General features: G+C 52.5%; 11 protein-coding genes. 9 read left to right on the top strand and 2 right to left on the bottom strand.

Annotated features, from left to right (window positions below; all coding sequences use genetic code 11):
• The first annotated feature begins 3 nt into the window (after positions 1-3).
• Genes Q3Y66_RS11280 through lipB form a run of 3 tightly spaced genes read left to right on the top strand, consistent with a single transcriptional unit; the run spans position 4 to position 2248 of the window.
• On the top strand, positions 4-1218 hold the full coding sequence (locus tag Q3Y66_RS11280) for a D-alanyl-D-alanine carboxypeptidase family protein (RefSeq protein ID WP_008956608.1): 1215 nt from the start codon (positions 4-6) through the stop codon (positions 1216-1218).
• Between the two features lie 53 nt (positions 1219-1271).
• A complete protein-coding gene (locus tag Q3Y66_RS11275; protein ID WP_008956607.1) occupies positions 1272-1583 on the top strand; it encodes a YbeD family protein in 312 nt (103 codons plus the stop codon).
• A 2-nt stretch (positions 1584-1585) separates the two neighbouring features.
• Positions 1586-2248 carry a lipoyl(octanoyl) transferase LipB gene (gene lipB, locus Q3Y66_RS11270; protein ID WP_035586226.1) on the top strand — a complete coding sequence of 221 codons (663 nt, stop codon included), beginning with the start codon at positions 1586-1588 and terminating at the stop codon, positions 2246-2248.
• A gap of 54 nt (positions 2249-2302) precedes the next feature.
• Here the strand turns inward: lipB and lipA are convergent, their stop codons facing one another.
• Positions 2303-3361 carry a lipoyl synthase gene (gene lipA / locus Q3Y66_RS11265; RefSeq protein WP_008956605.1) on the bottom strand — a complete coding sequence of 353 codons (1059 nt, stop codon included), beginning with the start codon at positions 3359-3361 and terminating at the stop codon, positions 2303-2305.
• A 172-nt stretch (positions 3362-3533) separates the two neighbouring features.
• Positions 3534-4520 carry a LysR family transcriptional regulator gene (locus tag Q3Y66_RS11260; RefSeq protein ID WP_008956604.1) on the bottom strand — a complete coding sequence of 329 codons (987 nt, stop codon included), beginning with the start codon at positions 4518-4520 and terminating at the stop codon, positions 3534-3536.
• 248 nt (positions 4521-4768) lie between these two features.
• On the opposite strand from Q3Y66_RS11260, the gene Q3Y66_RS11255 reads away from it, so the two are divergent.
• The 6 genes from Q3Y66_RS11255 (at position 4769) to Q3Y66_RS11230 (ending at position 12574) form a co-directional block, all read left to right on the top strand.
• Complete coding sequence (locus Q3Y66_RS11255) at positions 4769-7405, top strand: DUF3141 domain-containing protein (RefSeq protein ID WP_008956603.1); 2637 nt, start codon at positions 4769-4771, stop codon at positions 7403-7405.
• 293 nt (positions 7406-7698) lie between these two features.
• Positions 7699-10326, top strand: coding sequence for a type I DNA topoisomerase (gene topA, locus Q3Y66_RS11250; protein WP_008956602.1), 2628 nt, complete (start codon positions 7699-7701; stop codon positions 10324-10326).
• Positions 10323-10784, top strand: coding sequence for a DUF6586 family protein (locus Q3Y66_RS11245; RefSeq protein ID WP_008956601.1), 462 nt, complete (start codon positions 10323-10325; stop codon positions 10782-10784). Before topA ends, Q3Y66_RS11245 begins: the two co-directional genes overlap by 4 nt.
• Entirely contained in the window at positions 10762-11301 is a 540-nt protein-coding gene (locus Q3Y66_RS11240) for a 2-hydroxyacyl-CoA dehydratase (RefSeq protein ID WP_368411714.1), read from the top strand. Before Q3Y66_RS11245 ends, Q3Y66_RS11240 begins: the two co-directional genes overlap by 23 nt.
• A gap of 154 nt (positions 11302-11455) precedes the next feature.
• The gene (locus tag Q3Y66_RS11235; RefSeq protein ID WP_008956599.1) at positions 11456-12085 is read left to right on the top strand and encodes a murein L,D-transpeptidase family protein; all 630 of its coding nucleotides are present in this window, start codon (positions 11456-11458) and stop codon (positions 12083-12085) included.
• Between the two features lie 225 nt (positions 12086-12310).
• On the top strand, positions 12311-12574 hold the full coding sequence (locus Q3Y66_RS11230) for an Lpp/OprI family alanine-zipper lipoprotein (protein WP_008956598.1): 264 nt from the start codon (positions 12311-12313) through the stop codon (positions 12572-12574).
• Position 12575: the final 1 nt, after the last annotated feature.

Genomic DNA, 12575 nt, shown 5'->3' with positions numbered 1-12575 from the left:
GTTATGAACGTGTTTACATCCATTGGTCGCTCTGCACGCCTGTGCCTTTTTGCTGCAATGGCGACGGCTGCTATTCCTGCCAGCGCACAGCAAGTTCCTCAGCCGGTTATTCCGCAGCCGCAAACCATTATTCCTGCGGCCCCTCAGTTAGCGGCGAGTTCGTGGATACTCATGGATGCCAACAGCGGTCGCATATTGGCGGAGCATAATTCGGATGAACGCCTTCCACCAGCGAGTTTGACCAAGCTGATGACGGCCTATTTGGTTGAGCGTGAGCTTGATCGCGGCACTATTAATCTGACTGACATGATTAATATTAGTGAGAACGCGTGGCGTACCGGCGGCTCTAAAATGTTTATCGAAGTGGGTGATCAAGTTTCAGTAGATGACCTTCTTCATGGAATCATTATTGTGTCGGGTAACGATGCCAGTGTCGCCATGGCTGAGCATTTAGCGGGTGGAGAAACGCCCTTTGCCGATCTGATGAACCAACATGCGACTCGGCTGGGCATGAATAATACAAATTTCCAAAATGCCACGGGGTTGCCGGGGGATAATCACTACTCAACTGCCCACGATATGGCGCGCTTATCCCAGCATATTATTAATGATTACCCCGACCACTATGAAATCTACTCTCAGCGCACTTTCTCTTATGGCGGCATCGACCAGCCTAACCGTAACCGTCTGCTGTGGCGCGATCCTTCGGTCGATGGCCTAAAAACCGGCTGGACAACGGAGGCGGGTTTCTGCCTAGTCTCATCGGCTAAGCGTGATGATATGCGCTTGATTTCGGTTGTGATGGGCACCACCTCTGATGAAGCGCGTGCTCAGGAAACGCAAAAGCTGCTCAGCTATGGTTTTCGCTTTTTTGAAACCATGAAGCTCTACGAGCGTGGTGCTGTTCTGGCAACGCCGCGTGTGTGGGGTGGCGACATTAACGAATTACGCGTGGGCGTCGATGAAGAGGTCTTTATGACCTTGCCGCGTAACCGTAATGAAGAGCTGCGTGCGCGCCTTAATCTGAATCCAGATCTACAGGCCCCGATTGCTATTGGTGACGAGGTCGGCACCCTTGAAGTTCATCTGGGCGACGAGGTGGTCGGTGAACGGCGACTGGTGGCCCTGGAAAACATTGAAGAGGGCGGTCTCTTTAAGCGTTTGTTTGATCAGGTGCAGCGCTTTTTTAGTGGCCTAATCAGCAACTTTACCGACTAAATATTGATTAGGTTTAAGCCGTTGGTTTTCTTTTTTGCAATGATGGGGTTGCTATGAAAAAAGGTACGCCACAGGGACTGCGTGATTTGCGCCAACCAGCGGTTCAAGAGCCGCCTAAAATCACTTTTCCTTGTGATTACTCGTTAAAGGTCGTCGGCGATGCTGCTGAAGACTTTCCTGCTTGTGTGTGCCAGGTCATTGTGCGCCATGCGCCTGATTTCGACGCTACGACAATGCAGGTAGTTGATAGCCGTAATGGTCGTTTCCAATCGGTTCGTGTGGTGATTAGAGCGACCGGAGAGCAGCACATTAAAGGGCTGTTTGAGGCGCTAAAAGCCACCGGCCGTGTCCATATGGTGGTGTAAGCGTGAGCGACGCCGTGCCAATCAGGCTGCATTACTTAGGGCGCCAACCCTATCTTCCTGTTTGGGAGGCAATGCGTGCGCTGACCGATACGCGCGATGCCAATACCCCTGATCAGTTCTGGTTGGTCGAGCACGATCCTGTGTTTACTCAAGGGCAGGCAGGCAAGCCAGAGCATTTGCTTTTGCCCGGCGATATTCCGGTAGTGCATACGGATAGGGGCGGGCAGGTGACCTACCACGGCCCTGGGCAAGTGGTGCTGTATCCGTTGCTGGATGTACGACGAGGTAAAATTGGCGTGCGCGATTTAGTTACTGCATTGGAGAATGCGGTAATTGATGTTTTAAGCAGCTATGGGGTAAGCGCGCGTGCGCGCCCCGATGCGCCAGGGGTCTATGTCATGACAGCGGCGGGTGAGGCCAAAATTGCCTCATTAGGTCTACGTATTCGGCGTGGTGCAAGCTTTCATGGCGTGGCATTAAATGTCGATGGCGATCTAGCGCCTTTTTTACGAATTAACCCCTGCGGTTATGCAGGTATGCCCATGGTGAGGTTGGCCGATTTTACGGCACTGCCAAGTGATCATCGGGTCGGAGAGCAGTTGGCGAAAGCGCTAGCCAAACGGCTAAATCGTGAATTAGTCAGTGTAGATAGCTCGCCCCTGTAAAAAGGGAGCCACTGGCTCCCCGTTTCAGCAAACTCTATAGCGCTAGAGTTAGGCCTATCCTACGTTTAGCGCTGGAATAATGTTGGGATTCGCTTCTTGTTCCTGACCAGGAATTGCAGCGGGTGAGGCGAGCCCCAGGTTGTTCTTTTCAAACACGCGATCAGCGCGATAGCTGGAGCGCACCAGCGGGCCCGAAGGCACTTCCATAAAGCCTTTCTCCAAACCGATCACGCGGTAGCGGTCAAACTCTTCTGGCGTTACCCAGCGCTCTACCGACAAGTGATTTTTGGTTGGACGCAGATATTGACCAAGCGTGACGATATCGACACCGATTTCACGCAGATCATCAAAAGTCTGCAAAATCTCTTCGTCAGTTTCCCCCAGCCCCAGCATCAAACTGGTTTTGGTGATGATGTCAGGACGGTAGCGCTTGGCATGGGCAAGCACATCAAGCGTTTTACGATAACCGGCTCGCCGATCGCGTACACGGCCTGTTAATCGTTCAACGGTTTCAACATTTTGGGCAAATACTTGTAACCCAGAATCAACAACGCGCTCAATAGCACTCAGCTCGCCATCGAAGTCAGGCGTTAAGGCTTCCACGACTACTTCAGGCGTGCGCGCTTTAATGGCACTAATACAGTTGGCATAGTGCGATGCACCGCCATCGTCGAGATCGTCACGGTCTACCGAGGTGAGCACGATGTAACGAAGGCCCATTAACTCCACAGACTTCGCGGTGTTTTCAGGTTCTTCATGATCGAGCCAGCCTTGTGGGTTGCCGGTATCTACCGCGCAGAATCGACAGGCGCGGGTGCATACTGACCCCATAAGCATGATGGTCGCCGTACCGTTGCTCCAGCACTCGCCCATATTGGGGCAATGAGATTCAGCGCAAACGGTGCTCAGTCGGTGAGTGGCGACGTTTTTCTTGACCGCCTCAAAGCGCTCCCCTCCAGGGATCTGTGCGCGCAGCCACTTGGGCTTGCGTTCAAGAGAAGGGGCTTCTGCCTGCGCTTTGCGCTGCTTCATGCCATCCTTGATCACCGACATGCCATGTTCATTACGGAATTTTTCACCGCTAGACACGCGTTGCGGAGGGATATTGCTCATAGGGACAGAGCCTCTCTTTTGTGCGGTAGGCCAAGTACGTTTGCGGGCGTTAAGCCCTTACAAGACCTGCCAATTGATACCTGATTAATTAATACGAAGTGAATCCGATATTTCATCGTGCTAATAGCTACTAATGTAACATATCTCACTGTCAACAGGACACCGCATGACCCTAGGGCGCAAGCATTGGCAGGCAAGCGACGCCGTGGCTCGGTAACGGGCTTGAAGGCGCTTGAAAGTGGCGGCGATAATCGGGTAAGTGCTCACGGATAAAGCTTAAGAAAAGCTCTGCCACCGGTGTGGGAAAACGTTTCCGCGCATACACCGTGCACCAGGATCGGTGGATCGGGAAATCGGGAAGCCCAAGCTCAAAAAGTAACCCTTGCTCAAGTTCAAGCTGTACCGCCAAGCGGGGGAGAACGGCAACGCCTAAGTGGGCCATGACTCCGCCTTTAATTGCTTCATTGGTGCCCAGCTCAATACAGTGGGGAAGGGCGACCTGCTGATTGGCGGCCATTTGTTCAAAGGCATTGCGCACGCCAGAGCCTGGCTCGCGCATCAATACGTAGTGGCGTGCAAAGTCTGCCAGAGAGGGCTCTGGCATGGAAAGCAAGGGGTGTTCCGGCCAAACCACCGCGATTAATTCATTATCAAGAATTGGCATCACTACTAAGCGATCATCCTCTGGCACCATCGCCATAATAACGAGATCGTCCTGCTGCTCAGTCAACCGCTCTAGGGCTTGGCTGCGGTTGCATACCTTTAAGCGAACGTGCACCTCTGGGTAGTGAGCACGGAAGCGGGCGAGTAAGTAAGGCACCACATATTGAGCCGAGGATACTGCCGCAATATTAAGTTCGCCGCTTATTTTGCCGTTAATGTCCGATAGGTTCATTTCCAGACGTGAAAGCTGACCAAAAATTTCTCGTGTCGAATGGGCGAGCGTGTCGGCGGCGGGAAGTGTGTGGAGCGTTTTGCCCGCGTAGTTAAAAAGCGGCTGACCCAGTGCCAGCTCAAGCTGGCGTATTTGTGCGCTCACCGCGGGCTGAGTAAGTCCCAGCTGCTCAGCTGCGCGAGAATAAGAGCGTTGCCGGTGCACCGCCTGGAAGACCTGTAGTTGCCGAAATGTAAGGCGATTGAGCAGAGTAGGGGATGACATAGCAACCTCATAGTGAACACCCTTTAATGTCGCTAGGACTAATGCCAAATACAGGCTTTATCGTCAGCGCAACGCATGCTAACACTGAATCTTTGGCGCTGCTTAAAGAGAGCTATGTCACCCCATTAGTCGTAATTATTAGGGGTAAAGATCGACGTCACGCACGTAGTGGCCTAAACTATATTGCATTGCAGCATCCTGATTGCTGCCCGGTTTGATGCCGGCGCATCATCCCAATGGGAGAACCTATGAACTTTCTCGCCAATCCTTTGCTCTCCACCAGCGCTTTTACTGACGCCTGGCTAAAGCAACAAAATGGTTCCACAGCGTTGCCAAGTAGTGAAACGATCGCTTCCTTGTTCGACCCATTTGGGTTTGGACGGGCGGCTTTCGGTTACTGGCGCGATAGCATGGAGCGTAGCGTTTTGTACCTGGACGTTATGCGCGAGCGTGGTAATCAGTACCTTGAGCATATGGAGCAAACCAAGCCCAGTGTGTTGGGGTTTGATACCGAAGTGCTGATGGATGGACGGACGCTACCGCAGCCAACTAACTATGAACTGCTGCGCGTACTGCCCCATGAAGGGACTGAAACTGACCTACAAAAACGTCCTTTTGTAGTGATCGACCCGCGAGCGGGGCATGGGCCAGGGATTGGTGGCTTTAAGCCAGACAGCGAGTTGGGGGTGGCGCTAAAAGCGGGGCATCCCTGCTACTTTATTGGTTTTTTACCTTTTCCTGAGCCGGGTCAAACCGTCGAGGATGTAGTTGATTCAGAAATTGCATTTCTACGCCATGTAATCGAGCTTCACCCCGAAACCACCGAAAAGCCAATGGTGGTGGGCAATTGCCAAGCAGGCTGGCAAATCATGATGGCGGCCGCACTAGAGCCAGATGTGTTTGGGCCGATCCTTATTGCCGGTGCGCCGCTTTCTTATTGGGCGGGCGAGCATGGTAAAGCCCCAATGCGTTATACGGGCGGTATGACCGGGGGTAGTTGGATTACGGCACTCACTAGCGATATTGGCAATGGCCTGTTTGACGGGGCGTGGCTGGTGCAGAATTTTGAGCGCCTCAACCCGGCTAATACCTACTGGAAAAAACAGTATCACCTTTACGATAACATCGATACAGAAGCAGGCCGATACCTCGACTTTGAACGCTGGTGGGGCGGTCACGTCCTGTTGGGCGGTGAAGAAATTCAATATATTGTCGATAATCTGTTTGTTGGCAATCGACTTTCTACCGCGCAGTTGGTGACTCGTGATGGGCGCCGAATCGACCTACGGAATGTGCGCTCACCGATCGTGGTGTTCTGTTCTCGTGGGGACGATATTACCCCGCCGCCGCAAGCGTTGGGCTGGATTCGTGATTTATATGAAAACACAGATGACATCATCGCCAACGAGCAAACTATCGTCTATTGCCAGCATGATACTACCGGCCACCTAGGTATATTTGTTTCGGGTAGCGTGTCGCGCAAAGAGCATACCGAATTCACTGCCAATATGGATTACATCGACGTACTACCGTCTGGGCTGTACGAAACCTCCATATCCCCGGCGGAAAAGGGCGCAGATGCTGACCTGTTCGAGCGTGATTATCTGCTCGAATTTATGCCGCGTAACTTTGAAGAGTTAGATCAGGCAGTGATGCACAAGCCTGAGGATGATCGTCGCTTTGCCACCGTGGCGCGTATATCAGAAATTAATTTGGGGCTGTATCGGATATTTATGCAGCCCTGGCTAAAAGCTATTATGACGCCGGAAGCTGCCCGCTTTATTCGTCGTATGCACCCGATCCGGCTGGGCTACAAACTGCTTTCCGACCGTAACCCGCTTTCCGTGCCGTTACCGGTAATGGCAGAAGCGGTGCGTAAAAATCGTCACCCTGTGTCTCAAGATAATCTGTTTAAAGCACTTGAAACCATGGGCTCTGACCAGTTGGTTGCAAGCCTCAATGCAGTGCGCGACTTACGCGATAGTAGCACCGAAAAAATGTTTATGGATATTTACGGCCAGCCGCTGTTGCAGGCCGCCGTGGGCCTTTATGGCGATGCCCATGTGCATCGCCGCCGCCCCGGGGCTGAGCCCGAGCACCGCCGCTTCATGGAGCAGCGTCAGGAAGCGCTGCGTGAGAAGATTACCCACGGCGGTGCGCATGAAGCGGTTATGCGCTCGCTGATCTACGTGCTCGGCGGTGCTCCAGCCACGGATGAGCGTAACTTTAAGCGGTTACGCGCCTCCCGTGCCGAGCTTGAGCCAGGCATAGAGCTGAGTGAATTTAAACGCCTAGTGCGCGAGCAGTTCTTTATCTTGAAGCTGGATCGTGAGCAAGCACTGAATGCACTGCCTATTTTGCTCAAGGGTAATAGCAACGACGATATCGATGGTTATATTAGCCATCTTGAGCACGTGTTTGCCGCCAGTGGCGAGCTTACGGAGCATGCTGCAAATCGCTTTGTTCAGATAAAGGCGCTTTTTGATCAGGCACGGACTAGCAAAAAGGAAACACCTGCTTCTCCTAACGCTGCCAAGACAAAGGCGAAAACACCAGCAAAGTCACAAACCGCCAAGACTGGTGTGGTTGGTAAAGCTGATAAAGAAGGTATTAAACCAGAAGCTACCAAACCGAAAGCTGCTAAATCAGAAGCTATCAAACCCAAGCAGGAAGCTGTTAAATCGGAAGGAGCTAGTCAGGCAAAAGCTAATGCAGAAGAAGCTAATCCAAAAGCAGCTAAGCTAACCTCTGTTGAGTCCTCGGCTGTGCCTGACAAAGCAGAGGGAAAAGCCACTACACCCTCTGCAACCGATGAGGAAAGCACCAAGTCAACAGTGAAATCTGACAGTGCTAACGGCGGTAGTAAGCCTTCTGACAAACGCTAAAACAGTGCGTTAGCTTACAGCGCCCCCGCCTATATGGTGGGGGCGCTTTGTTTGTCTGTGTGCCTTTTGGGTTGCCGTAATGCCAGTGGCAGTCTAGTGTCTAGCTACTCTTTGTCTGAAATCTACGGATTCTTCCTACGGCTTGGTTGCTACTGGCGCTTAGCCAAGGGCTGGGGTAGGGTAGGCGCATTTTTTCATCCGTATCTTTGTTAATGGGCTGTTTCATCCCGGCGATACGGCACCGAATTTAGAGCACGTGCTAGACAGCCCGTGCATTAGGAAAGTGGAGCACTATGGGCAAGTCACTGGTCATCGTCGAGTCGCCGGCTAAAGCGAAGACGATTAACAAATATCTCGGCAACGATTTCATCGTGAAGTCGAGCGTGGGTCACATTCGTGACCTGCCGACCAGCGGCTCAGGTAAGGCTGCCTCCGACCCTAAGGAGCGCGCGCGCCAAGCCGCAGCGACACGCAAGATGTCGGCGGAAGAGAAGGTGGAATATAAGAAGCGTAAGAGCCAGGATCAGCTGATTCGGCGGATGGGCATTGACCCCAATAATGGCTGGGAAGCGCGCTATGAAGTGCTGCCAGGCAAAGAGAAAGTGGTGGCTGAGCTGAAAAAGTTGGCTGAGAAAGCCGACGCTGTCTATCTCGCAACGGATTTGGATCGCGAGGGGGAAGCCATTGCCTGGCACCTGCGTGAGACTATCGGTGGAGACGACAGTCGCTATAAGCGCGTGGTGTTTAACGAAATTACCAAAAATGCCATTCAGGACGCGTTCAAAGCGCCGGGCGCGCTAAATATTCCCCGGGTGGAAGCACAGCAAGCTAGGCGTTTCCTGGATCGCGTGGTGGGCTTTATGCTTTCGCCTTTGCTGTGGGCGAAAGTAGCACGCGGCTTATCGGCTGGCCGTGTACAGTCAGTCGCGGTACGTCTAATTGTTGAGCGCGAGCGAGAAATTCGCGCCTTTATTCCCGAAGAGTTCTGGGATGTGCATGCGGATTTGGCCTCCCCCGAGGGTGAGCTGGTGCGTTTTGCCCTGGCTCGTCAGGATGGCAAAGCCTTTAGGCCCACGTCTGAAAAAGACACCCTGGCGCGCATTGAGCAGCTTAGAAAAGCCAAACTTGCGATTACTTCGCGGGAAGATAAGCCCACCAGTTCCAAGCCGACAGCGCCCTTTATTACCTCTACGCTACAGCAGGCCGCGAGTGGCCGGTTAGGGTTTTCTGTTAAGAAGACCATGACCATGGCCCAGCGTCTGTATGAAGCGGGCTATATCACCTATATGCGTACTGACTCCACCAATCTTTCAAAAGATGCAGTGGAAGGCGTGCGCAGTTATATCGGCGAAGAGTTTGGCGAACGCTATCTGCCTGAAGCACCTAATCGTTACAGCAGCAAAGAGAGTGCTCAAGAAGCCCACGAAGCGATTCGCCCCTCCAGCGTTGAACGCAAAGCATCAGACCTGTCCGGCATGGAGCGCGATGCAGAGCGCCTCTACGAGCTAATCTGGCGCCAGTTTGTGGCTTGCCAGATGACGCCTGCTGAGTACCTGTCCAGCACGCTTAGCGTCGAGGTTGATGGGTATGAGCTGCGTGCTAAAGGGCGCGTGCTTAAATTTGATGGTTATACGCGGGTGATGAAGCCCAGCGGTAAAAATGAAGATCAGACCCTGCCTGACTTGCCTAAAGGCACGCCGATGGCGTTGGAAGCACTCGATCCTCAGCAGCACTTTACCAAACCTGCACCGCGTTACACCGAAGCAAGCTTGGTGAAAGAGCTTGAGAAGCAGGGGATTGGTCGTCCTTCTACCTATGCATCGATTATCTCCACGATTCAGGATCGCGGCTATGTGAAGCTTGAAAACCGCCGCTTTTATGCCGAGAAGCTTGGCGATATCGTTACCGAGCGGCTGAAAGAGTCCTTCCCTGATTTGATGGATTTCTCTTTCACTGCACGCATGGAAGATAGTCTTGATGAAGTCGCCGAAGGCGAGCGTAACTGGCAGGCTTTGCTAGATGCTTTCTACGGCGAGTTTCGTGAAGAGCTAGCCAAGGCGGAGAGCGAAGATGGTATGCGGCCCAATCAGCCGGTGCCCACCAATATTGACTGCCCGAAATGTGGCCGCCATATGCAAATTCGCACCGCTTCAACAGGCGTGTTCCTGGGCTGTAGCGGCTACAATTTGCCGCCAAAAGAGCGCTGCAAGACCACCATCGACCTGATCCCAGGTGAAGAAGCGGTAGCGGAAGACGCGGGCGAAGAGGCCGAAACTAATGCACTGCGTGCTAAGCGTCGCTGCACCAAGTGTGGCACGGCAATGGACAACTACCTGATTGATGAAACGCGCAAACTGCACATTTGTGGCAACAGCCCTGACTGTGATGGCTACGAAGTGGAAAGCGGTAAATTCAAGATTAAGGGCTATGACGGTCCTGTGATCGAGTGCGATAAGTGTGGCTCTGAGATGCAGTTGAAATCAGGTCGCTTCGGTAAGTATTTTGGCTGCACCAATAGCGAGTGTAAAAACACTCGCAAATTATTGAAGAGTGGCGAAGTGGCACCGCCAAAAATGGATCCAATCCCGATGCCGGAGCTGGCGTGTCAAAAAGTGGACGACCATTACGTGCTGCGCGATGGCGCGAGTGGCCTATTTTTGGCGGCGAGCAAATTTCCTAAAAATCGCGAAACGCGGCCGCCGCTGGTGAAAGAGCTGAAAGCGCATGCCGAAGAGCTGCCTGAGAAGTACCATTTTATTCTCAAAGCGCCTAGCGAAGACCCCGATGGTCGCCCCGCTCAAATCCGTTATTCGCGTAAGACGAAAGAGCAGTTTGTAATGACTGACGAAGAGGGCAAAGCCACCGGCTGGAAGGCCATGTTTGAGGCTGGCAAATGGCACGTGGAGGATAAGCGCAAGTGAATGCACGCTCGCGGACCAATCAGTTACTCTACCAAGCGGAGCTGTTAGCCATTATGCCAGCGGGGGAGGATGAGCATGCCCCCTCGCGGCAGATGGCACTGGAGGAGGGCGCGTTGGCGCTCTTTGAGCTGGCGTTAGAGTCGCTTTTACGGGAAGTCACAGAGCATGCTCGCTTGCCAGAGCATCGCTGGCATGTATTGTTATCTCAGCAAGGCCCGGCTTTGGCAGAGCTACAGCGCCTGCGCGACTTAAACGCTCAGCCGGAAAGTTGGTTGAATTGGCTGACGGGTCAGCTTGAACGCCTACATAGCGATGAAGGTGCTGCGCGGCGTACTACTCATAATCCCGCTATGATTAAGGTGGATAGTCAAGCGAGTTTGCCTCAGCAATTGCTGGATAACCTTCAGGCCGCAAAGCGCGAAATAAGTGCTCTGCGTGAAACCAGCCTGGAGTGGTAAAAGGCTCGATTTTACCCGCTGGTCAAGTAAGCACCACGAAAAGGAGATCATGATGCGCTATAACCAAGTTAAAGATTTAGTCGAATGGGCGGCAGGCTTTCACGCGCGAATGGCGCGTCAATACAGCGAGGCCGCTGATAAAGCCGACAATGAACGCTTAAAAATGGGATTAGATTATCTCGCCAGCCGTGAATTGAAGATGAAAACGGGTCTTGAAGACTTGTTCCATGACGGTACGGATCATTCTGAGGTGCTGGAGACGTGGTTCGACGAGTCGAGCGAATTTCCCGAACCACCAGAACTGGATCGAATTGCGGAGCAAACCGTTACAGGCTCCATAGAAGATGCCATGAAAACAGCCACCACCGCCCATGAGCGTTTGCAGGCGTTGTACAAGCATCGTGCCGCACGTTCGAGAATTGAACCCGAAGCAGAGTTCTTTGATTCGCTAGCTGAAGGGCATAATTCTGAAATACGCCACATGATGGCGAGTATGGAAGAGTTGCAGGGCGTTTAATGAGTATGTGCCACTGGCGAGTACATCATCGCTTCGGGACGACCCAAAGCGATACTATGACGAAATTACTTACGGCGGATGTGGGAATAAGGTATAACAGCCACCCTATGCGTTTAGTTGGTCAACCACAGGCTACTATGTTTCGAGAGCTGTCATGTTTTTAATCAATCGCCGTCGATTTTTAGCTATGGTGCTGAGCTTGCCAGCGGTTGCTAGCGCTGCTGTCACTGCACCTAACCAGGCTGCTCCCTCTGACCTTATCGAAACAATGCTTACGCGCGCCCATGTGCCGCGCCATAGCAATGAGCTGTGGGTACTGATTGATGATCAAGAGGCTACACTCAGTGTGTTCCGTGGTAATACGCTTTTGGAGCGCTATGCACCCATATCCCTAGGGCGTGCAGGGGCGAAGACTCAGCGCGTTCGTGGCGATAACGTGACGCCTAAGGGTGAGTTTCGTATCAATCGTTTTAATTACGAAAGCCAGTGGCGTACGTTTATGGGGATTGATTTCCCAACGCCAGCCCATGCACGCATGGCGCTTGAAAAAGGTATTTATTCCCAAACCGATTATGAAGATTACTTCGACTACTACCGACGTAACGGTCAACCACCGCAAAATACTGCCCTGGGTGGGGCGATTGGGATTCATGGCTTGGGTAGCGCGGACCCCGATATTCATGGTCGCTATCATTGGACTCAAGGGTGTGTCGCCGTTACCAACGAGCAAATTGATCGCTTGGCATCGCTAGTGGGTGTTGGCACCCGTGTAGTGATCCGTTAAGCTAATGCCGTTGAAGGAAGTTCGAGGTTTTAAACAAGTGGCTATAGACAACCGCTGTAGTCTATTATAAAACAGCGTTTGACTTGCGAGCATCGCAAAACAAGTCACTGTAAAGAACCTGCACCGCAGGTAGACAAATTTAAGCTAAGTACGTTAGTAAAGTGCGTAGCCTTATTTTTGTCATACCCTTAATGTAGTACCCAAGGACGACTCAAGGAGAACATTATGACTTTGAAAACTACTCTGAAGATGACTGCTGCTGCCGCTTCTCTGGCAATTCTTGCTGGTTGTGCTTCTACCGGCGCGCTGGAAGAAGTCCGCATGACTGCAGAATCTGCACAGGCTGACGCTGCAGAAGCACGCAGCATGGCTTCACAAGCTATGAACACTGCAAACCAAGCCCAGCGCGATGCGCAGGCTGCTCTGCAGATGTCTGAGCAGAACCGTGAAGAAATGAACCGCATGTTCCAGCGTTCCATGCAGAAGTAAT

The sequence above is a fragment of the Halomonas sp. HAL1 genome (assembly GCF_030544485.1).
GTDB classification, from domain to species: domain Bacteria; phylum Pseudomonadota; class Gammaproteobacteria; order Pseudomonadales; family Halomonadaceae; genus Vreelandella; species Vreelandella arctica.
Note: the sequence above shows the minus strand (reverse complement) of the source record. Positions and strands in the feature narration are given on the sequence as shown.